The sequence below is a fragment of the Candidatus Mycoplasma haematohominis genome (genome assembly GCF_902712995.1).
Lineage (GTDB): Bacteria > Bacillota_I > Bacilli_A > Mycoplasmatales > Mycoplasmoidaceae > Eperythrozoon_B > Eperythrozoon_B haematohominis.
This window is the reverse complement of the sequence record NZ_CACTIB010000031.1, coordinates 81,777-103,740: the sequence shown is the minus strand read 5'-3', so window position 1 is coordinate 103,740 and position 21,964 is coordinate 81,777. Positions and strand designations below refer to the sequence as shown.

The window sequence follows — 21,964 nt, the reverse complement described above, 5'->3', positions numbered from 1 at the left end:
TCTTATCTTAGAACCCACTTAAATTATTCCAATGAAAGTAAAAAGAAAACAAAGAATTTATCTTTAGTTTTTAAGCATTTCAAAACTTGCCCTCATGCTCCAATCAACTTAACTGTATTTCCTATTTGAAAATCCCTTCTAACATTCTCAAAAGTCGTTCAAACAGCATTATCTATTAGACAAACGATTCTAAATCCTTGAAGTGTTGGAATATTTTCAGGAGTTTCTAACACATAAGCTTTTGAACCCCTTGATATTCATGTATCACAAAAATTTTTAAGTAACTCAAAACCCTCTAGAACTGATTTAATTTGGCGAGCATCACTAACAATCTTTAACTTAGCATGAAAATGATCAGTCATTGCGACTGTTTCAGCTAACTTAGGATCAAATAAATCCTCTAACTTTACTACTAACTGTTGTTCTTTATCGTTTTCAATGTTTTCTGAAGCGCTCACTCTCCCCAAATAAGATCTCAAAAGCCCATTGTAATACGGACAAAAAACATAATTATTTTTTGTGCTTGGAAAAAAGAAATAGTCAATTAAACAACTGTATGTAGGTATTAAGAAAAGTTTGGGTTTTTAGATTAAGGTTTTGCTTCTGTTGAAATTTCTTCTATTAAGCCACAATACTTAACTGCTTCCGTCTGTAGAGTGTTGTCTGAAGACGCTTCTAAATAAACATTTTTACAAGTTTCTTTTAAAGCTCCTTCTGTTTCAGATTTACTGTCTTTTTCTTTATAAAGATTGCCAAAAGCTTTTCCAGTGCTCGCATCTTTGCCTATTCCCTCTTTATTATCTCCTCCATAAAAGAACTCTTTTTGCCTACGCTTTCAGAATTCATTGTTATTTGGAGAATTAACAGAAGCTAATACTGCTTCTTTTGCTTTTCCTATTTTTCCTGCATCAAGACTATTGCCTCCTCCATCTTTTACTGTTAGCAATTCCTTACCAAAAATAGAACAGTATTTCCAGATAGCTTCTCTATATTTCTGTTTTGTTGAATCGCTGCCGGATTCTGGCTTTATGTGTTCTTTTGAATCCTTTTTGTATGCAATCTCACAAACCCTGTTTAAAGCTTTCGTATCACCGCTTGCACCAAAAGCTTTATCTACTTTTTCTGTTTTTTTAAACTCAACACTTAAACTGTCATTGGTTTGAACAGTGCTTGCTGCTTGTGGCTCATAATCCTTTGATCAAACATCCTTGTATTGTTTATTTCATCAAGCCTCATCTTTATTAGGATCTATCAAATATTTTCCATATATTCTTCCGAAAGTTTTTTCAGTATAAACCTCCTTAAACCTATCCATTTCAGATAGAAAGGAATGTTCAGGAGTTCAATTATCCAATCCTCCTTTTAAAGCATATCCTCCACCGACTACTAAAGCTACAGCTCCTAGGCCGGCTGCTCCTTTTACTGGATCCATTAACTATCAGCAGTTATTTCAGGAACTAAATAACAAAATCTTTTAATGTCTTCTTGGCTTGCTTCGGTGTTTTCAGAACTAACTTTTCCATAAGCGCCTTCACATGCTTTTTTTACAGTATCTTCATCGCCTCTTACATCGCTTTTCTTTCCATATAAAGATTTAAAAATACTTCCTTTTGATGAATTCCCCGATGATTTAGAAGAAACAATATCAAAGAATTCTTTATTTCTTAAATCTCAAAATGATTTATTAGCTTCATCATCTTCTGCAGAAACAGAAACGGCTTTACCCTTATGTGTTTCTCCATTCTTGCCTGTATAAGCGGCATCTACAGAATCAGGTATTACTTTTGGATGAGATCTAAGTATTGAACAATATGTTCAAACATTATCTTCATAATTAGGTTTAGTGGTAGATGAAACGTCAGTTTTTGTTTTTTGAAAAGCAACTTCACATACTTGATTTAATGCTTTAGTATCATTTGAACTTTTTGAATAAGCCTGATCTATAGCACTAACGTTCTGAAATTCAGTGCTGAATTTACTTTTTTCAGATGAACCACTCACATCAGATTTAAAAGCTTCATAAACCGCTTCTCATCATCATTTGTTTTTCTCATTGTTAGGATCAACCATATAAATTGAATAAACATTTCCAAATTTTTCAGTTGTGTAAGATCTGTCCAAATCTGTTTTCACTTTAGATGCAAGTACAAAAGTCTGCTTTACTTCTTTTGTGTTTGAATTGAAAAGATAGTATCCTCCTACACTTGTTGAAGCCAATACAACAAGAGCGATTCCTGCTTTAGCTGCGGGCAACATAACCAACTAATCTTGCTTTCCTTTTAGTGAACAAAATCTAAAAGTCTCTTTATTCTTATTGTCTTCGGGCTCTGCTTCATATCTAGTTTTGCAAGCATTCTTTAGCTCTTCTGATGTTCTTTTGGATTTTTCGGTCGATGCATAAAGAGATTTAAATTCTGAATTCTCTACTGTTGCCTTGCTTCCTAATCCATTAGTAGATTGGAAGAAAGCTTGTGCTTGTATTTTTCAAAACTTATTATTTCTCTCATCTTGAGTTGAAATTACATGCTTCTTATTAGTTCCTCCAAACTTGCTAGCATGCGTAGCACCAACTTTAAAACTCGGTTCTTTTTCCAAAGTTTCTTCAATAGTAATCGGCTTATCTCCCTCTATAGAACAGAGGGTTCAAATGTCTTTTTCATACTTTTTCTTATCTGCTTCTTCTGTATCAGAATGTATATGAGTTTTTATTTCTTTAGAATAAGCAGCCAAACACTTACTTTTCAATTGCGAACCATCTCCAACGCCGCTCCCAAATTCACTACTTAAATCTGTTTTCCCTGAATATCTATTCTTAAAAGATCAATCTCATCACTTATCATTTTCTGTACCAGAAGCATCCACAAAGTGATGTTGAAAATCGAAACTTAAATTTCCTTCTGTTCCCGCAGTTTTTATATGAACTCTATCTGGTTCTCCTGCTAATAGAGTAGAAACGCCATATCCACCGACCCCGATTCCTACTGCAACTACTCCTCCGGCTGCTACCTTAACTGGATCCATAATCTATTTACCTTCTAAAGAACAAAACTTAAGCAAATCTGCCTCTTCTACTTTTTTACTGTCTCCTGTATCATTTGTTTTGTCTACCTTATATGCTTCTTCGCAAGTTTCTTTTAGACTTCCTGACCTTTTACTTCAAAGTTTTTTAAATAAAGCGCTGCTTCCTCCCGTTGCTAATTTTCCAGATCTTCCTCCTTCTGCTTCAAAAAACAATCTTTCTTGTTCTTGTCAAAAAAATGCATTATTTTGAGGAGTTATAGCTACTAACTTGTCTTTTTTTGTATCACCATAAGTATTATTTGTATATCCTGTCTTTTCTTCTGTTACAGCAGCATCAGAACTGCTAAGAAGAACAGGTTTTTTATTAACTGCTGTACAATACCTTCATACATCTGCTTCAGAATATTCTCCATCGCCAATATTTCCTGTTGTTTTAACTTTATTACTGTCTACTCCATAAACATCACGACAAACTTTTTGAATAGACTTATCATCTCCAGAACCTCTTTCTAAACCAATAAACGATTGTTTAGGTTCCGGTCTTGTCTGTCCATCGGAAGTTTTATTTTCTCTTGCTACTAAATATCTAGTTTCATAAACCCAGTCTCATCATTCTCTATTTTTCCCTTTTGAAGCATCTACAAAATAATCGGGATAATTATCTACATATTTAGTATTAGTTGCATTCACGTTCCTGGGAGAATAACCAGGCATATTTCCTCCTGTAAATAAAGTACTTATCCCATAACCTCCCCCGCCTACTAAAACCGCTGCTCCAGCTCCTACGGCTAATTTAGTTGGATCCATCTATCCCGCTGCTCCAGTTGTAGTTGTTCAAGTAATATCATCTACTTGAGAAGAAACCGTACAATACTTAGCTATATCTTGTTTATAGGTAGGATTTGTGTCTGTTGCAGTTGTGCTAATAGTTGAAGGATCTTTCTTGTAAGCATCATCACATAATTTATTTATTGCTTTACTATTCGTATCAGTAGCATCCTCACTATAATCGGTAGCTGCATTAAACTCAGTACTCTTGCTCTCAGCTTGCTGTAACTCCTTATATTTTTTTCTTCATCATCAATCATTACTCTTTGTATTAGCTACGAATAACTTTTGGTTTTTATCTATACCCCCTAATTTACTTGAATATTCATTCCTTTTAGACTTCCCATCATCACTATCTAAAAAACTTTTAAGACTATAGGGTGTATTCAAATATTTTGAAACTCCAATTCCTGTCCCTGTCGCTCCAACAGCTACAACAACAGTTGCTACTCCAACTTTTAGTGGATCCATCTTTTAATTTACTGACTTTTTTTACCCTCTAGAGAACAGAACCTAAACAGATCATCTTCGTTAACTTTTTGCGTTTCTCCTGATGATACTGTTGTTTTTTCCTTATAAGCCGTTAAACAAGTATCTCTTAAATTTCCTGAACCCTTATCTCAAAGCGCTTTAAATAAAAAATTATTTGTCTTGGTTGCATTCTCTCCTGATCTATTCCCTCCTTTTTTGAAAAATAATCTTTGCTGTTCTTGTCAAAAAGATTCATTGTCTTTAGGAGTTATAGCTACTAATTTATCTTTATTGGTTTGCCCAAAAGTACCACTTGCATAATCACTATCTTCTTTTTGGCTACCCGAATCCCCCTTAGGGGCAGAACTCACAACTATTGGTTTTTTATTAACTGCTGTACAGTATCTTCATACATCTGCTTCATAATATTCATCAGTTCCTGGATCCTCAGTATTAGATTTAATTTTGCCTGTCTCTGCTCCATAAGCACTTTTACAAGCCTTTTTAACATCATCTCAGCCATTAATGTTATCTTTAAAACCTCTTTTAGGTTCTGGTCTTTCTTTGCCGTCAGATGTCTTTCCATCTTTAGCTAAATACCTCGTTTTATAAACTCAGTCCCATCAAGGATCATTTTTTGGATCTTCAGTATCTACAAAATAATCTGGGTAAGAATCTACGTATTTAGTATTGTCAACTGCGCTCCTTTTAAAAGGAGAATAATCAGGCATTCCGCCATTAAATAAAGCACTTATACCGTATCCTCCGCCAACTGCTAATACAACAACTCCTGCTCCTAAAGCCACTTTTTCTACTGACATTTAATCTTGTTTTCCTTGAAGAGAACAGAACCTAAGTGTTTCTTTATCTGATGTTGTATTAGAATCGCCATCATATTTTTCTTTGCACTTACTTTTAAGTGTGTCAGTTGATTCTCTATTTGTTTTGTCATAAAGAGTTTTAAAAACTGAAGAGGCTTCTGTAGCCTTTGCACCTAAACCTGCAGCATCATCGCTCCCTTTAAAGAAAGCTGCTTCCTGAATCTCTCAAAACTTATTATTTCTTTCATCATTTAAAGAAATTAGTTTACTTTTCTTTGTGCCCCCTAATTTAGTAGAATTGGTGCCAGTTTTATAAATGTCATCACCAAAACTATTAGATTTATCTATAGTTATTGGCTTAAATCCTTCTATAGAACAGTAAATTCATATATCTGTTTCGTATTTCTCTTGTGTCTCATCATTATCTCTAGAAATCTCTGTTTTGGTTGCTTTTGCATATGCTGCACTGCACTTACTTCTCAAATCATTTCCACTTTTTAAACCCTTAAATTCCATACTTTTAACAGGATTTCAATAGTACTTATATTTAAAAGACCAATTTCACCAATCTGAATTGTTATTCTCGGTAGCATCAACAAAATGTTTCTGAAAATCTTGACCAAACTTATTTTCTATTGGTGTCTTAATAGTTTCGTAATTAGGCATTGCAGGCACATACAAAAAGAAAGTTCCAGTACCTCCTCCAACTACAATGGCTGTTAAACCTCCTGCTACAGCAAGTTTTACTACTGACATTGCCTAACTATTTACTTTTCAATTATCTGAAAGCTCTCCTTTAACAGAACAGAATTTTCAAAATTCAGTTCACTTAGTTTGATCTCCGACCACAGGCTCAGTAGTATATGAATATTTTGCTTTACAATCTGTCTTTAATTTCTCAACTGCCGCTTTTAACTCGCTTGGTTTATTAGAAGTATTACTTTCACTCTTGTAAGTTTCAAATGCTGATTTGAAATTATCTTTAAAAAAACTATTTGCATCAAAATTTAGAGAAGTTTCTTTTGCCAGTTTCTCAACCCTCTTTTCCCAAAATACTTTATTTCTATCAGCCACTGTAGAAATTAATTCATCAGCATGTTTGTAACCATATTTAGACTTATCATTGTCTGATGAATAGCCGCTTTGTCCTTTTAAAGTAGTAGGAACTCCTTCTAATCCCAAAACAATAGATCCTTCTTTGCCTGATAAAGTACAAAATAACTCAACATCTTTTTTGTACTTATACTTGCTATTGTTTGTTGCGGTTTTATCTTCAGAAAACTCTGAAACATGTTTCTTATATGCTTCATCACACAACTTATTAATTGCTTTTGGAGATGAAGAAGTATCAGGACTATAAGTAGTTGCGCCAGTAAAAGAAGTGCTTCTTTCTTTATGTTTTTCGTTTAACTCCTCAAACCTATTCTTCCATCAATTCTCATTCTCTTTCATATCAGCTACCAAAACATCACTATTCCCGCCAACTCTTCCTAATTTATGCTCATACTCTCCTTTTTTGCTTTGGAAATCACTAGTAGACAAAAAGTAAGAAAGTAGATAAGGCTTTCTTAAATATTCAGAAACTCCATAACCTGTTCCTGCTACTCCAACTACGACTGCCGCAACTCCAGCTGCTTTTGCTACTGACATTATCCTAGTGAACAGAACTTAACAACATCTGCCTCCGCATATCCACTATCAGAACTAGATTTTGTATATGCATCTTCACAAATACTTTTGATATGAGTGTTTTTTGCTTTTTCGGTATGAAATATTCCAGTAGTTACAGTTGTTCCTGATTTATCTCCGTTAGGTGCATAAAATTCACTGTTCCTTACATCCCAAAAAGCGCTATTATTCTTATCCTCAACAGAAACTAAATCAGATTTTTTAATTGCTCCATATTGATTTCCTGTATATCTATGAGCGCTCTTTTCTACAATTGTCAAAGGAGTATCAAAGAAAGAGCAATATTTTCACATATCATTTCAAAGACTTGCTTTCTTGACATCTGAACTATGGTACACATCGGTTTTTTGTTTTTTATAAACTTCTTCACAAACTTGATTTAAAGGTTTGGCTCCTGTTCCCGTAACCACCGTACCTGAAAAAGCAGGTTTCACTTTTGTTTCATCTTTAAATTCATCACTTAAAGTGCTTCTTATTGCTGCATCATCAAAATCCTTCTTTCATCTTGCATAAGATCACTCTCACCAATCTTTATTGTTAGATTTAGTTGTATCTCCAGTGTTTTCTTTGCCTCTAGAACCATAAGGAGCTATTAAATAATTGCCATATAGTTTTCCGACTTTGTTTGCATCAGAATAATCGGAACTAAACTTAGGATCTTCCTTTAAAATCTCATAGTTCGGAGTTACATCTCCGTTAAATAAAGCGCTTATCCCGTAACCTCCTCCGCCTACCAATACTGCCACTCCAGCTCCTACGGCTAATTTAGTTGGATCCATAGACTAATTCTCTGATCTTTTTAAAGAACAAAACCTAAACAAGTCCTCTTTTAAATTTGTATCTGAATTATCGTTAGACTTTTGGGTTTTATACACTCCTTTGCATGTATCTTGTAAATTTCCTCTTTGATTTTTTCAAAGTCTTTTAAAGGGCGTGTCGTCTGCGCCCTTTGCATTTTCTCCTGATCTCTCCCCGCCTTTTTTAAAAAACAACCTTTGTTGTTCATGTCAGAAAGATTTATTGTTTTCTGATATTGCAGATACTAATTTTGCTTTATGTGCCTTTCCGTAATCATTCTCGCCATAATCTTCATCCTCTTTTTTGCCTGTTTTTATTTTGCTTTCTGCATCCTGAATTAATACTGGTTTTTTCTCAACAGCGGTACAATATCTTCAAACATCAGTTTCAAAATACTTAGTAGCTTCATCTGTAGCGGTAGTATTTACATTATTTGTGTCTTGAGCATAAACATCACTACATTTACTCTTTAACGAACTTTCTCCCTTCGCGCCGCTTTTAACTCCTCTAAACTTAGACCCATGCAAAGTACTACTTGCTTCAGCGGGATATCTATTCTTGAAAACCCAATCTCATCAATCATCATTCGAATTAGTTGAAGCATCCACAAAATAATCTGGATAGGAATCAACATATTTATTAGCATCTGATGTATTCCTTTTAAAAGGGGAATAACCAGGCATTCCACCATCAAACAAAGCACTTATCCCATAACCTCCTCCGCCTATTAACACTGCTGCTCCAGCTCCTGCAGCCAATTTAGTCGGATCCATTAATTAATAACTCGCAAACTTATAAACAGACTCATAAAATCTTGAAGATTTTGTTATGAATTTATATTTCCTGCACTATTTACAGAATATATAATTGCTATTTTTCAAAAAAACCCTGAAAATTAAATTTAATCAAGTTTTGTTTAATGCAGTTAAGAATTTATGGCTTTTTAACTAGTTTTTTTGAATTGTACAAACCTCCTTGAAGGCTTTTCATTTTACGTTATCTGTCTCGTTAAATTTCTCCGAATCTCACTGGCCGTTCTCCTTTTTTGATTTATCTACATTTTCTCTTGCTGTTCTTTCACATCATTTATTAATGTAAGAGGAAAAATCATTCAATCTAGGATTTCCAGTATCTTTAACGTTATCTATTACATCCTTAGTTAATCCTGAAGGGGAATTAACAGTTTTTACCATTTCATCCCAATGAGTATTTTTTATACTCGCTCTTCAGCTACTAGAACCATCCGCCGCTTTAAGTAACTCCTGAATCTTAGATAAATCACTACCTATATATTTCCTATCCTGACCACCATTTGTAGTAGAAGCTGTTGCATATAAGTAATAATCACCATAGGGAGAATTGCCGAATGCACCAGCAGCATAAGCGGCCAAAGTTCCTCCGCCTCCTATTACTGCTGCCCCGGCTGCTCCTGCTCCTAATGCTTGTGGTGTCATGATATTAGGTCGCAGAGGGTGTGTTATTTACAAAACAAACTCCTTTAAAGACATCAAATGTATCATTAGTTCCGCCCTCTTTGTGCTTCAAATCTTTTTTAGAGTCACATCACGCAGTTACATAGTTGTAAATGGATGTTGCTTCGTTTTCTTCCAAAGTATTTGGTGTTTCCAATTTATTAATTATTGTTTGATCTGGTTTAGTAGGAAGTCCCTTCCCATCCATACTAGATAGTTTAGTTTTCAGAGCCTGTTTATAAGTTGTTTCCTTGTTTGCTTCTTTAAGCCAACCTTTAACTTCCTTTTCATTATCCCCTATATACTTCTTCTTGTTTTTAATTTCTTCAGCCTCTTTTGCTACAGAAAAATATGTAGGATAACCAAACGCTCCTGAAGCATAAGCTATAGCTGTTCCTCCTGCTCCAGCAACAGCAATCCCTGCTGCAGCTCCTGTTGCCATTTGTGGTGTCATAAGTCTACTCTGGAATTAAATAACAAAACTTTTTAATATCATCTTTTTCTGGACTGTTTGTATCTTTTTTATAAGCTTCTTCGCATTTTTTTCTTACGTTATTGTTCTCTTTATCTGTTAAGCTGCCTCTCTGATCGTAAAGAGTCTTAAAAATAGAATCATTAGCTGCATTACTTCCTCATCCTAATTCAAAAAATTCTTTATTTCTCAGATCTCAAAATGAAGCATTAGTATCGTTTGTCCCTGTTGGCTTTTTAGATGACATAGCTTTATCTTTATATGTCACAACTTGTCCTAATTTACCACTATATTCTGCATCACTTTGATTAATAAACACTGGTTTTGCGTCTAAAAGAGAACAAAACATTCAAACATTATCGTCGTAATTAGACTTACTTGAGTTTTCAACTTCAGTCACTTGAGCCTTAAAGGCAACTTCGCATACTCTGTTTAAAGCTCTTTCTTCTTGTGAATTTGAATAGCTTTTATCTACTTTAGTATCATCTTGAAATTCAGAACTTAAACTATTTGTACTTTGTGTCTTATACACTCTTCAACTGTCATACTCCTTACTTCACCTACCTTTATTTTTATAACTATTTGGATCTAATAAATATCTACCATACTTCTTGCCAAAAGTGTCGTTGCCATAACCTGTAGTATCTAAAGTTCTTATATAAGTGTCAATCAAATTGTCGTAAACCAAATAACCTCCCCCTCCCAAAACCACCACAGATACTGCAGATGCGCCTGCTACTTTTAAGGGAATCATTGTAAAAACTATACAGTTAACTTTTCTTCTCCTTTTACAGTACAGAACTTCTCAACATCTTTTCTGTAATTTTTCTCATCTTCACCAGTTCCAGTATCTAAAGCGAATCCAGACTTATCTGCTTTGTAAGCGGTATCACAAACAATATTTAAAGCATTAGCGTCTGTATTGTGATAACCCTTATTCACTTGCTGAAAATTATCAGAAGCGGGCGAATCAAGTTTATTTGTTTGAGACGATTTATATTTTTCAAACCTAGCATTTCATCAATCTTGGTTTTCTTGTACATTAGCTACTAGAAAATCTTTATTTGTGCCTTGATTAACTAACTTAGTATTACCTCTGTAATCATCATTATTTACCCTTTCTAAAACTTGCTTAAGAGTAACAGGATCACCAGCACGAGTGGCAAGCATGTAAGCTCCAACTCCTGTCCCTCCTGCTAAAACAGCTCCTACGGTTATTCCTCCAGCAGCTTGTGGTGTCATAAATCTACTCTGGAATTAAATAACAGAATTTTTTAATATCCTCATGTGTAGCTTTAGGAGGTGTATTACTTCCTGTTTTTTCTAGATTATAAGATTCTTGACATTTCTGTTTTATATTGTCGCTAGTAGAGGGTGTTGATGACTTACTTTTATATAAAGTTTCAAAAATAGATCCTACAGAAGATTTTACGCCCGTTCCGGCTTTATTTGCCTCTCCAAAAAACTCTTTATTTCTTTTGTCTCAGAAAGAAGAATTATCTGAATTTTCAGCTGATACAGCTTTATTTTTATGTTGCGCATCTGAAATTAATTTATTTCCAGCATTTGCAATATCAACAAACTTATATTTAGCATTAACTATAGAACAATAAGCTCAAACATTATTTTCATAATTTGCAGGATTGTTTAATTCAGTAGAGTTTTTCTTGAAAGCAACATCACAAACTTGATTTAATGCCGTATTTCCCCCATTTGCTGAACTTGATGAATAAGCTTTATTGATTTTTTCACTTGTAAATTCTGTACTTAAACCAGCTTTCTTACTATCGTTAGTCAAGTCTTTTTGGAAGTCTCCATATACCTTTTCTCATCATCACTTATTCTCTTCATTGTTAGGATCAACCATATAAATTGAATAAATATTTCCAAACTTTTCTGCTGCATAAGAGTTGGTTAAATTATCTCTAGAAGAAAGAACAACAGGGTGTTTCACTTCTCCTGTTTGAGAATTAAATAAGAAATATCCTCCAGTACTTGTTGCAGCTAGCAAAACAAGTGCAATCCCTCCTTTAGCTGCTGGAACCATAATTAATCTTGTTTACCTTTTAAGGAACAAAATCTAAAAGTTTCTTTATCTTTATTAGTATCAGAGGTTGTTTTATATCTGTCCTCACAAGTCTTTTTTAATTCTGCGACTGTTTTCTTTTTCTCGTCAGTGTGTTTATAAAGAGCGCTAAACTCTGAGCTTGCATCTGTAGCTTTACTTCCTAATCCATCAGTAGGCTTAAAGAAAGCTTGTGCTTGTATTTCTCAAAACTTATTATTTCTTTCGTCTTTAGTTGAAATTACGTGTTTCTTATTAGTTACTCCAAAATTATTAGCATTCGTACCTCCAGTTTTAAAATCTGGTTCTTCATCACCAGCCTCCTCGATAGTAATCGGCTTATCTCCTTCTATAGAGCAGAAAGTTCAAATGTCTTTCTCATACTGCGTTTTATCGTTGGCTTCCTGATTTGGATGTATTTCTGTTTTTATATCTTGAGAATAAGCGGTTAAACATTTACTTTTCAATTGCGAGCCATTCCCAATATCGCTCTTAAATTGAGTACTTAAAACTTTTTTGCCTGAATACCTGCTCTTAAAAGCTCAATCTCATCACTTATCGTTTTCTGTATCAGAAGCATCTACAAAATGGTGTTGAAAATCAAAATTTAAACGCCCTTCTGTTGTTCCTGCATTTTTTATATGAACTTTATTTGGCTCCTGAGTCAATCAAGAAGAAACGCCATATCCTGTTGCTGCTGCAGAAACAACAACTCCTGCTCCTATAGCTAACTTTGGATCCATAATTAATTAACTTGTTTTTCTGGAACTAAATAGCAAAACAATTTAAGATCTTGATCTGTTACCTTGTCAGTTTCTGAATCTGTTGTGCCATATGCACTTTTACATGCTTCTCTTATATTGTCCACATCTTTATTTCTATTTTCCTTTCTATACAAATCTACAAAAATACTCCCTTGAGCTAAACTACCGATAGATTCAGACGAAATTTCATCAAAGAACTCTTTATTTCTTAAATTTCAAAAAGATTCATTTGCTGCTTTATCAGCATCAGAAACAGAAACTAAATTATCTTTAATTCCGTCCTTGCCTCCAAATTTGCCTGAATAAGATTTTTCAGTTGATGAAACTAATTTAGGTTCTGATTTAAGTATTGAACAGTATGTTCAAATATCTGACAAATAATTAGCTTTACTAGAAATATCAGAATATGTTTTTTTAAAAGCTACTTCACAAACTTTATTTAAAGCAGTTGCAGTAGATGTGCTATGCGCTTCTGTAACTTTACCACTTCCATTGAATTCTTCACTCTTGGCAGAACTTAATCTTTTATGTGCATCCTCTCATCCGCTTTTGTTATAGGCAGGATCTAATAAATATCTACCATACTTACCCCCAAAAGTAGTATTTGCATAACTTGTAGAAAAACCTTTCATGTCTTTCAACAAATAAACTCGTTCACGAGTAGATTCATATATCAGGTATCCTCCGCTTGCCGTTCCAACTACTAGTAGACCAGCGACAGATGCTTTTATTGCTACAGACATAAAACTACTTATCTAATAAAGAACAATACTTGACAACTTCTGCTTCATTATCTGTTGCTCCATAAGCTGTTTCGCAAACTTTCTCTAATTCCCCTTTCACATCTGCTTTTGATGATTTTTGATCATGAAGTTGCTTAAAAGGCTTACCTCCAGCTGCATCCTCTCCTGTTCCATTCTTATTATTCCCTCCATAGAAAAACTCTTTTTGCTTTCGTTCTCAAAACAAGTCATTATTAGTAGTTTTGGTAGCTGCTAAAACACCCTCTTTAGTTTTTCCTAAATTAGCTGTATATGTATCGCTTTCTGAATCTTTAACAGTTAACAATTCTTTCTCGAAAATAGTGCAATATTTTCAAATGTCCGCCCTATATCTATCTTTTGTAGTATCTCCTGTTGGTTTTATATCAGTATCAAATTTCTTTTTAAAAGCAGTATCACAAACTTTATTTAAAGCTTTATTGTCGTTTTTGTCAAACCCCTTTGTTACTGCCCCATTCTTGAATTCATCACTTAAACTCTCATTCGGTTTAGGATTGCCTGAGGCATCATGAACTTTCTTTAAAACATCTTCATATTTTTGTTTTCATCATTCTTCATTTTCATTAGGATTTGTTAAATACTTTCCATACTTTTCACCTAAAGTTCCTTCTGTATAACTTTTTTGAAATTCAGTAGACTCAATATCAGAAAGAAAGGAAATTTCTGGATTTCAATTATCCAATCCTCTTTTCAATGCATATCCTCCGCCAACTAACAACGCTGCTACTCCTAAACCCGCAGCTCCTTTAACTGGATCCATAATCTAATTTTCAGTTCCTTTTAAAGAACAAAACTTAAATAAATCTTTCTTAAAATTTTCATCTGAATTCGCGTTTGTTTGTTGTTTATATAAAGAAACACATGTTGCTTTAACGCTTCCTGTTTTTTTGTTTAGAAGATCCTGAAAAGTTTTATGTTCTGCTTTTTTTCCAGATCTACCACCATCATTTTCAAAGAATAACCTCTGTTGTTCATCTCAGAAATATTTGTTATCTTCAGGAGATATAGCAACTAGTTTTCCCTTATATGTCTCTCCAAAAGTTCCTGAATCATACTTTTCGGAATTATCAGTTGGATCTGGAATATTTGTTGGTTTCTTATTTACAGCAGTACAATATCTTCAAGCATCCGCTTCAAAATACTTATTAGCGTCGTCTGTAACAGTGTTGTTTATTTTGCTCGCATCTTGCAAATAAACTTCCTTGCACTTATTCTTTAACGAATCACTTCCTTTTGAACCGCTTTTAACTCCCTTAAATTTACTGCCAGGAACTGGATTTTTAGAAGAGGTGCTATCTTCCTTATCAAAATATCTATTCTTAAAAACTCAATCTCATCAACCATCATTTGCGCCACTTGAAGCATCTACAAAATAATCTGGATAATCATCTACATACTTCTTATCGCTTTTATTAACTTCTCTAGCTGAATAACCTGGCATACCTCCATTAAATAAAGCGCTTACTCCATAACCTCCGCCAACTGCTAATACAGCCACTCCTGTTCCTACAGCTAATTTAGTTGGATCCATAAATTACTTTTGTGCTGGTTCTGGAACTAAATAACAGAACCTTTTGATATCTTCATCTTTAACTTTTGGTTCAGTCTCTCCTTGTGACTTATGTTGATCATAGGCTTCATGACATACACTTTTAATATTGTCTGAATCGCCTCTCTTAGGTTTCTTTGCATAAAGCTCTTTAAATAAAGATTTTTCTGAAGCATTATTCCCTGTTCCATCTTTGCCGCTTTCTCCAAAGAACTCTCTATTTCTTAAATCTCAAAATTCTTTATTGAATTCTTCATTTGGTTTAGCTGATACTGCTTTGTTATGATGATTAGTATCTCCACCAAATTTACCAGTTTCAAAACCATCTGTTGTTGAAATTAACTTAGGCTCTTCTTTAAGTATTGAACAATAAGTTCAAACATTAGATTTTTTATTTGGGGAAGAGCTTCAATTGCTTTCGTCTTCTCCAAACACAACACCACAAACTTTATTTAAAGAAGTAGCTGCATTTCCAAAAGCTACAGTAACTTTATTCTCATTAGTCTTATAAAAAACCTCATCTAACTTAATATTCTTGCTGCTATCTGCTATCGCATCTTTCAAATTCTGATATCTTTCTTCCCATCATCATCTATTTCTGGAATCTTCAGGATCTACTAAATATTTCTTATATTTATGCGCAAAAAAGGTTGTAGAAGAATATCTTGAAGTAAAAACACTATTTTCTAGATCTCCTAAAACTTTAGGGGAATAATCTCTATTAAGCAAGTCATAAGTAAGATAACCTCCACCTCCTATCACCGCTGCTGCGCCTAAACCTGCTCCTGCAGCCAACTTAACTGACATTAATTAGATATTTTTTCTAAAAAACAATATTTTTTTAATTCTTGTTCTGGAACTTCGTTTGTATTACTTGAAACCTTTTCATATGCATCTTGACAAGTCTGCTTAACTGTTTTTCTGTTATTTTTTCTTAACTTAAAAATATCTTGAGTTGAATTATCAACAGTTTCATTAATAGCTGATATAGGATATTCCTTCTCTCTTAAACTTCAGAATCAATCATTACTTGATACTCTTGTAGAAACCAAATCATCTTTATATTTTTTCCCTCATTTTTCATCTGTCGCTGTATCTTCAATTAAATTCTTGTCTTCTTGAATATTTTGAGTTCCAGAATCTTTAAGTAATACAGGTTTTGTTCTTGTAGGAGATATAGAGCAGAATAATCAAACATCTGATTCTTTAAATTGAGAATTGCTGCCCGCCGCAGTAACACTTGTTTTTGCTTCTTTATAAGCAGCCTTACAAATCTGATTTAAAGCTTTATCTTTTTCGTTGTTATCAGAATCAGATTTATAAGAAGATTTAACATCTTTAAATTTGCTTCCTAATTCACTCTTATTGCTAGATTTTCATAATCTAAAGGATCATTCTCATCAATCTTTATTTTTTGAACCAGTAATCTTGTCTGGATCAACTAAATATCTTCCATAGTAATAACCATATTTACTTTCACTGCTCTGATAATCGCCCGTTGTTCCAAAACCACTTATTGATGACAAAACATCGCATTCTGGCATTGGATCGATCGAATTGTAGATTCCATATGCTGTGCCTCCTATAACTAAAGCAACTGCTCCAGCTCCTGCTGCGGCTTTTATTGGATCCATAATCTAAATTTATTGTGAAGAGCTAACCATAGATTCGGTCTTATCTACGCCTTCTACAGAACAAAACTCTCAGAATTCCTTTCACTTTGGTTTATCAGTTGCAGAAATAGTTGTATCCGTAAAATCCTCACCATATTTAGCTTTGCATTTTCCCTTTACCTTTTCAATTGCTTTTTTGGCTTTTTCTTCTATGCCTGTTTGAGCTGACTTTTCTTTTTTCAATTCATCTCTATAAGTTTCAAAATCGGTCTTTGCATCTTTAAAAAACCCATCTGTTGCAAGAGTTATATCTGGCGTTTTAGAAGCTAAATCATGAACTCTAGAAGATCAAAAAGAAACATTTACATCATCATCTGTTGAAGCTAGCAATGAAGCAAATTTATTACCTACTTTTGTCCCCTTTCCTTCTCCAAAGTAATCTTTATGACCTTCTAAAGTAACCACTTTACCACTAACAGCAAACTTTATTCCTATACCACCTCCTATTACTAACGCAGCTGCTCCGATCCCTACGGCTAATTTAGTTGGATCCATCTATCCTCCCGCTACTACAGTAGATTGTGTAGCTACAGGTAATCAAGTAATTCCACTTCCATTTCCAGAAAAAGTACAATATTTAGCTATATCTACTTTGTACTTAGTTGTATTGGCAGCACTTGAATCATCTGTACCGAACTTAGTATTATCCGCCTTATAAGCTTCATCACACACTTTATTTATTGCCTTCTGTGATGAAGTATCAGAACTATAAGTCGTCAAACCTGTAAATTCAGTACTCTTATCTCCGTTTTGATTTTTCGTTTCCTCAAATCTTTTCTCCCATCATCATTTATTTGATTCTATGTTAGCAACGAATAACTTTCCATTCCCTTTTAAACCACCTAATTTACCTTCGTAGTCATTCTTTTTAGCCTCTCCATCTTTAGTACTCAAAAAACTATCTAAAGAATAAGGTGTATTTACATAACTAGAAATACCAAAGCCCGCTCCAGTTGCTCTAACTCCTACCGCTGCTGCTACAGCTCCAGCCTTAAGTGGATCCATAATTTATTACTCTGCTCCTTTTAAAGAGCAGAATTTAAATAAATCCTTTTTCAAGTCAGCATCATCAGTACTTTCCGCTTTAGTAGAGATATACACAGAATGACATGTTTCTTTTACTCTTCCTGTCTTGCTTGTCCAAAGATCCTGGAATGTTTTATGTTGGGCGTGTTTTCCGGATCTCTTGCTCTTCTCACCGAAAAACAATCTTTGCTGTTCTGTTCAAAAATATTTATTATCTTCAGGAGATATAGCAACTAAGTTTTCTTTATTTGTATTTCCATAAGTTGTATCATCATAACCTTCTTTCTCTTTCTTATTGTTTTTTAACTCAGTTTCTGCCAAGTTAATCAATATAGGTTTCTTATTTACAGCAGTGCAATACCTTCAAACATCTGCCTCAGAATACTCATCATTGCTAAGAGTTCCATCTTCTTTCTTTATCTTGGCTTTTTGAGATCCATAAACCTGAGAACAAACACTCTTAATAGAACTTCCATCAGTTATGCCTGCCAAAAAACCTCTCTTAGGTGTTGGTCGTGTTTTGCCATCAGAATCTTTTCCGTCTGATCCTACCAGATATCTAGATTTATAAACTCAACTCCACCAACTATCGTTTTCGTTACTTGAAGCATCTACAAAATAATCTGGATAATCGTCTACATACTTATCAGTAGAACTTCCCTTTTGCCTAGCTGAATATTCCGGCATACCTCCATTAAATAAAGTACTTATTCCATAACCACCTCCAGCAACCAATACTGCTACACCAGTTCCTATAGCTACTTTTTCTAGTGACATTTAATCTTGTTTTCCTTGAAGAGAGCAGAATCTTAGTGTTTCTTTTTCAGATGCATCTCCAGAGGTAGATGTTGCCTGATACCTAGTTTTACATGCGTTTTTAAGAGTATCGGCACTTTCTCTAGTTGTCTTTTTATAAACAGTTTGAAAACCTGCAGAAGCATCTGAAGCTTTATTGCCTAAACCTTCCTTATCTCCATCCTTAAAAAATGCAGCTTCTTGAATTTCTCAAAATTTATTATTTCTTTCATCATTTAAAGAAATTAACTTACTTTTTTTAGTTCTTCCTAAATTAGAAGAAGAAGTTTCAGAATTCTTATAAACATCATCATCAGAACTGTTAGATTCTTCAATAGTTATAGGCTTGAACCCTTCTATAGAACAATAAATTCATACTTCATTTTCGTATTCTTTCTTAGTATTTCCGCTATCTAATGAAATTTCTGTTTTTGTCTTTTGTGAATATGCAGTACTGCATTTTCCTCTCAATTTATCTGCAGAATCTAAATTCTTAAACTCACTACTCTTAGCGGGATTCCAATAGTACCTATATTTAAAAGATCACTCTCATCAATCTTTGTTTTTTCCTGTTGATGCATCAACAAAATGTTTTTGGAAATCCTCTCCGAATTTATCTGTAGAGGGTGTTCCAATAGTTTCATACTCCGGCATACCTGGGACATACAAAACAAAAGCGCTTGCTCCGCTACCAACTACAATTGCAGTTAATCCAGCTCCTACAGCTAACTTTGCTACTGACATAACTTAATTATTTAGGCTTTCAATTATCTGGAAGTTTTCCTTCAACTGAACAGAATTTTCAAAATTCAGTTCATTTTTCTTGGTCACTACTATTAATGGCATCTGTGTGCCCATACTTAGCCTTACAACCTTCTTTTAATTTTTCAACAGCAGAAGTTAATTTGCTTGGTTTATCAACGTCTTTAGTCTCGGCTTTATAAGCATCAAAAGCTGTTTTGAAATTATTTTCAAAAAATCCTCCAGAAACAAAAGTGACTGAATCTCCAGATACCAACTTCTTAACTCTTTCTTCTCAAAAACCCCTATTTCTATCAGCTACTGTAGAAATCAGTTGATCTGCATGCTTGTAACCATATTTAGTATTATTTGTTGTTTCAGAATAACCACTCTGACCTTTTAAAGTAGTAGGAATACCTTTAATTCCCAATACTACTGATCCCTCTTTTCCGGAAACAGTACAGAACAATTCAACATTCTTTTTGTATTTACTCTTATCGACGTTTGTAACTTCAGAAAACTCTGAAACATGCTTTTTATAAGCATCATCGCATAATTTGTTTATAGCCGTTCTAGAAGAAGTATCAGCACTATAAGTAGTAACGCTATTAAAAGCAGTGCTCTTATCTATACTTTCCAAATTCAAACTATCAAATCTACTTTTCCATCATTTCTCATTCTCAGCAATATTAGCTACCAAAATATCGCCATTTCCGGTTACTCCTCCTAATTGATGGTCATATTCTGCTTTCTTATCTTTACCTTTATCAGAAGACAGAAAATTAGAAAGTGTATAAGGTTTTCTCAAATACTCAGAAACGCCATAACCTGTTCCTGCTACTCCAACAACAACTGCGGCAGCTCCAGCTGCTTTTGCTACTGACATTAATTTATTGAACAGAATTTAAAAACTGAATTAAATACACAAACTAATAATTTTTAAGTCGGTGACTTATAAACACGGTCAAAATTTTCTTTCTATATTTTTTCTAAATACAAAACATATTTAACCTACACAAAGAACATAAATTTTACTTTTACGGAAAAACAAACATATTAGATAGAAAATGCCCGTCTGGGAAATCAAAAATGGCTTTTTAAAATCAAAATTTGCAACTAATCTACCTTTAAAGAGCCCTTACCGTCTAAAGTACAAAACCTCTCTACTTCTGCCTTTAAAGTTGCCTTTGCATCATCTCCAGAAAACTCTGTTTTTGATTTCTTGTAATTTGAATCACAAACTTTATTTAAAGCTGTAGTTTCATCGCTGCTCTCGCTACTATACCCCTTTGTCACTTGTGCAAAATCGCCAGATTCTGCGCCTTTTAACTTTGAATCTGAATCTGAAACTACATTATTTTTATGCCTAGCATTTCATCAATCTTTATTTTCCCCCTACATCAGCAACCAGAATTTGTTGATTTCCTTCTCCTGAACCCAATTCTTCTGCTTTGGTATATCCAATTTTTTCACCTGATGACATATTTCTTAACACTTCCTTTAGAGTAACTGGGCTAAAAGAACTATTTAAAAGCACATAAAGTCCAATCCCTGTCCCTCCTACTAAAACTGCTCCAGCGACTATTCCTCCTGCAGCTCGTTATGTCATAAAATTTTATTCAGGAATTAAAAAACAGAATTTTTTAATGTCTTTTTCATCTATCTTTTTCGCGTCTCTACTGCTTTCCAATTCTTCATAAATCTCTTTACATAGTCCCTTAACTGTTCCAGATTTTGTCTTTTTATATAAATCTCTGAATGCCTTTCCCTCTTCAGACGATATACCTCTAGGTTCCGAATTCAACTGACTCTTGATTTTTACTCCGTATCTAAACTCTCTTTCTCTTATTTCTCAGAATCAATCGTTTGACTCTTTATCCTCGTTTTTTACTGACACCAACTTACCTTTTCATTCTTCCTTGCCTCCAAATCTAGCAGTATCATAGCCAGAAGCCAATACTGGCTTAACTCCTCCTATAGAACAATACCTTCAGATATCTTTTGTTTCAAACTTTGAATCTTCTTTTGCGCTATCTTCAACATCACTAGAAGTTGCATCATAGGCATCCTTGCATTTCTTTCTTAAAGAATTAGTTTCATTTCCGTCCTTATCCTTATACCCTCCCGTAACTCCTTGAAATTTACTTTTTGCCTTTTGTTTTAAACTATCAGAATTATCCTTTAGTCATCTATTGTTATAAGATCAATCTCATCATTTCTGATTGCCATCAAAAGAACCATCTATAAAAAATGATTTGAAACCTTTAACATATTTATTGCCATTATCGTAAATAGTTACCCCCTGATCCTCTAAAGTTGCAAAATCAGGCATTATTCCGCTAAACAAAACACTCATTCCATAACCAACAACTGCCAAAAAGACAGCTCCTCCGCCTAACACTGCAGCTATCTTAGTTGAAACCATAACTACCTATTACTTTGGAACTTCATATCCATCAGAACAATACTTGAATACTTCTTTTTTTTCAGTTTCAGAAACAGTTTTCGCATATTCTGCCTTGCAAAAACTTTTCAACTCTCCTTTATTGTCTTTCTTGCTTTCTTTTTCACCATACAGGGTCTTAAACCCCAAACCAGTCTCCTTAGGAGTATCTCCACCCTCTAATGAAAAAAATCATTCTTGCTTTCGATCCCATCAAGAATCGTTAACTCCATCGGCAGCCCCCGCTAAATAATCTTTGTACTCCTCGCCCAAAGAATTTTCGCCATAATTATCTTCATTATCTTTTTTCTCAGGATATCCCCTATCTCTAGACTGCTTAATCGTCAAAGGTCTTCTAACGTATTCTGAAACACCATATGCTGTTGCAACAACAGCAACAGATGAAACCACAACTCCTGCGGCCACTGCTGTATTCATGATCTAAACAAGTAACTTTTGCAAGCCTTAGAAAATTAGCTTGGTCAAAACACTATAACAAATACCTGTTTAACCTCTAAATTACTAGAGTTTGTAAAAGAAAAGATGCTTAAATT

30 protein-coding genes are annotated in these 21,964 nt (G+C 34.0%); all 30 read right to left on the bottom strand.

The genetic code is table 4. The features are described 5' to 3' along the window. Positions 1-23 precede the first annotated feature (23 nt). The 30 genes from H6411_RS05195 to H6411_RS05050 all read right to left on the bottom strand — a co-directional run bounded on the left by H6411_RS05195 (position 24) and on the right by H6411_RS05050 (position 21,848). A complete protein-coding gene (locus H6411_RS05195; protein ID WP_216083586.1) occupies positions 24-458 on the bottom strand; it encodes a hypothetical protein in 435 nt (144 codons plus the stop codon). Between the two features lie 131 nt (positions 459-589). Continuing rightward, positions 590-1,432: a hypothetical protein gene (locus H6411_RS05190; protein WP_216083585.1), complete on the bottom strand. Its 843-nt coding sequence runs from the start codon at positions 1,430-1,432 to the stop codon at positions 590-592. Then, entirely contained in the window at positions 1,432-2,256 is an 825-nt protein-coding gene (locus H6411_RS05185) for a hypothetical protein (protein ID WP_216083584.1), read from the bottom strand. The genes H6411_RS05190 and H6411_RS05185 overlap by 1 nt, the downstream gene beginning before the upstream one ends. Positions 2,257-2,262: 6 nt before the next feature. Then, a complete protein-coding gene (locus tag H6411_RS05180; RefSeq protein ID WP_216083583.1) occupies positions 2,263-3,021 on the bottom strand; it encodes a hypothetical protein in 759 nt (252 codons plus the stop codon). 3 nt (positions 3,022-3,024) lie between these two features. Beyond that, positions 3,025-3,828, bottom strand: a complete 804-nt coding sequence (locus H6411_RS05175) for a hypothetical protein (protein WP_216083582.1) — start codon at positions 3,826-3,828, stop codon at positions 3,025-3,027. After that, a complete protein-coding gene (locus H6411_RS05170; RefSeq protein ID WP_216083581.1) occupies positions 3,829-4,320 on the bottom strand; it encodes a hypothetical protein in 492 nt (163 codons plus the stop codon). A gap of 8 nt (positions 4,321-4,328) precedes the next feature. Beyond that, on the bottom strand, positions 4,329-5,141 hold the full coding sequence (locus tag H6411_RS05165) for a hypothetical protein (protein ID WP_216083580.1): 813 nt from the start codon (positions 5,139-5,141) through the stop codon (positions 4,329-4,331). After that, on the bottom strand, positions 5,142-5,897 hold the full coding sequence (locus H6411_RS05160) for a hypothetical protein (protein WP_216083579.1): 756 nt from the start codon (positions 5,895-5,897) through the stop codon (positions 5,142-5,144). A gap of 3 nt (positions 5,898-5,900) precedes the next feature. Next, positions 5,901-6,791 (bottom strand): hypothetical protein, encoded by an 891-nt coding sequence (locus H6411_RS05155; RefSeq protein WP_216083578.1) that lies wholly within the window; start codon positions 6,789-6,791, stop codon positions 5,901-5,903. Beyond that, positions 6,791-7,609 (bottom strand): hypothetical protein, encoded by an 819-nt coding sequence (locus H6411_RS05150; protein ID WP_216083577.1) that lies wholly within the window; start codon positions 7,607-7,609, stop codon positions 6,791-6,793. Before H6411_RS05150 ends, H6411_RS05155 begins: the two co-directional genes overlap by 1 nt. A gap of 3 nt (positions 7,610-7,612) precedes the next feature. Continuing rightward, positions 7,613-8,401, bottom strand: coding sequence for a hypothetical protein (locus H6411_RS05145; protein WP_216083576.1), 789 nt, complete (start codon positions 8,399-8,401; stop codon positions 7,613-7,615). Positions 8,402-8,575: 174 nt separating this feature from the next. Then, the gene (locus H6411_RS05140) at positions 8,576-9,082 is read right to left on the bottom strand and encodes a hypothetical protein (protein WP_216083575.1); all 507 of its coding nucleotides are present in this window, start codon (positions 9,080-9,082) and stop codon (positions 8,576-8,578) included. A 4-nt stretch (positions 9,083-9,086) separates the two neighbouring features. Further along, positions 9,087-9,554: a hypothetical protein gene (locus tag H6411_RS05135; RefSeq protein ID WP_216083574.1), complete on the bottom strand. Its 468-nt coding sequence runs from the start codon at positions 9,552-9,554 to the stop codon at positions 9,087-9,089. 4 nt (positions 9,555-9,558) lie between these two features. Then, entirely contained in the window at positions 9,559-10,326 is a 768-nt protein-coding gene (locus H6411_RS05130) for a hypothetical protein (protein ID WP_216083573.1), read from the bottom strand. A gap of 8 nt (positions 10,327-10,334) precedes the next feature. Continuing rightward, positions 10,335-10,814, bottom strand: a complete 480-nt coding sequence (locus H6411_RS05125) for a hypothetical protein (protein ID WP_216083572.1) — start codon at positions 10,812-10,814, stop codon at positions 10,335-10,337. A gap of 4 nt (positions 10,815-10,818) precedes the next feature. Next, the gene (locus tag H6411_RS05120; RefSeq protein ID WP_216083571.1) at positions 10,819-11,619 is read right to left on the bottom strand and encodes a hypothetical protein; all 801 of its coding nucleotides are present in this window, start codon (positions 11,617-11,619) and stop codon (positions 10,819-10,821) included. Between the two features lie 2 nt (positions 11,620-11,621). After that, complete coding sequence (locus tag H6411_RS05115; RefSeq protein ID WP_216083570.1) at positions 11,622-12,380, bottom strand: hypothetical protein; 759 nt, start codon at positions 12,378-12,380, stop codon at positions 11,622-11,624. Positions 12,381-12,382: 2 nt separating this feature from the next. Further along, positions 12,383-13,144, bottom strand: a complete 762-nt coding sequence (locus H6411_RS05110; RefSeq protein ID WP_216083569.1) for a hypothetical protein — start codon at positions 13,142-13,144, stop codon at positions 12,383-12,385. A gap of 4 nt (positions 13,145-13,148) precedes the next feature. Next, positions 13,149-13,943, bottom strand: a complete 795-nt coding sequence (locus H6411_RS05105; protein WP_216083568.1) for a hypothetical protein — start codon at positions 13,941-13,943, stop codon at positions 13,149-13,151. 3 nt (positions 13,944-13,946) lie between these two features. Then, the gene (locus tag H6411_RS05100) at positions 13,947-14,714 is read right to left on the bottom strand and encodes a hypothetical protein (RefSeq protein ID WP_216083567.1); all 768 of its coding nucleotides are present in this window, start codon (positions 14,712-14,714) and stop codon (positions 13,947-13,949) included. Positions 14,715-14,717: 3 nt separating this feature from the next. Continuing rightward, entirely contained in the window at positions 14,718-15,539 is an 822-nt protein-coding gene (locus H6411_RS05095) for a hypothetical protein (protein ID WP_216083566.1), read from the bottom strand. Further along, the gene (locus H6411_RS05090) at positions 15,539-16,366 is read right to left on the bottom strand and encodes a hypothetical protein (RefSeq protein ID WP_216083565.1); all 828 of its coding nucleotides are present in this window, start codon (positions 16,364-16,366) and stop codon (positions 15,539-15,541) included. The genes H6411_RS05095 and H6411_RS05090 overlap by 1 nt, the downstream gene beginning before the upstream one ends. Positions 16,367-16,375: 9 nt before the next feature. After that, the gene (locus H6411_RS05085) at positions 16,376-16,900 is read right to left on the bottom strand and encodes a hypothetical protein (protein ID WP_216083564.1); all 525 of its coding nucleotides are present in this window, start codon (positions 16,898-16,900) and stop codon (positions 16,376-16,378) included. Continuing rightward, complete coding sequence (locus H6411_RS05080) at positions 16,901-17,410, bottom strand: hypothetical protein (RefSeq protein ID WP_216083563.1); 510 nt, start codon at positions 17,408-17,410, stop codon at positions 16,901-16,903. A 6-nt stretch (positions 17,411-17,416) separates the two neighbouring features. Continuing rightward, a complete protein-coding gene (locus H6411_RS05075) occupies positions 17,417-18,208 on the bottom strand; it encodes a hypothetical protein (RefSeq protein ID WP_216083562.1) in 792 nt (263 codons plus the stop codon). Then, the gene (locus H6411_RS05070; protein WP_216083561.1) at positions 18,209-18,970 is read right to left on the bottom strand and encodes a hypothetical protein; all 762 of its coding nucleotides are present in this window, start codon (positions 18,968-18,970) and stop codon (positions 18,209-18,211) included. It abuts the gene before it with no gap. 7 nt (positions 18,971-18,977) lie between these two features. Continuing rightward, positions 18,978-19,853, bottom strand: coding sequence for a hypothetical protein (locus H6411_RS05065; protein ID WP_216083560.1), 876 nt, complete (start codon positions 19,851-19,853; stop codon positions 18,978-18,980). Positions 19,854-20,083: 230 nt separating this feature from the next. Beyond that, on the bottom strand, positions 20,084-20,263 hold the full coding sequence (locus H6411_RS05060; protein ID WP_216083559.1) for a hypothetical protein: 180 nt from the start codon (positions 20,261-20,263) through the stop codon (positions 20,084-20,086). A gap of 319 nt (positions 20,264-20,582) precedes the next feature. Further along, the gene (locus H6411_RS05055; RefSeq protein ID WP_216083558.1) at positions 20,583-21,392 is read right to left on the bottom strand and encodes a hypothetical protein; all 810 of its coding nucleotides are present in this window, start codon (positions 21,390-21,392) and stop codon (positions 20,583-20,585) included. 9 nt (positions 21,393-21,401) lie between these two features. Beyond that, the gene (locus H6411_RS05050; RefSeq protein ID WP_216083557.1) at positions 21,402-21,848 is read right to left on the bottom strand and encodes a hypothetical protein; all 447 of its coding nucleotides are present in this window, start codon (positions 21,846-21,848) and stop codon (positions 21,402-21,404) included. Positions 21,849-21,964 lie beyond the last annotated feature (116 nt).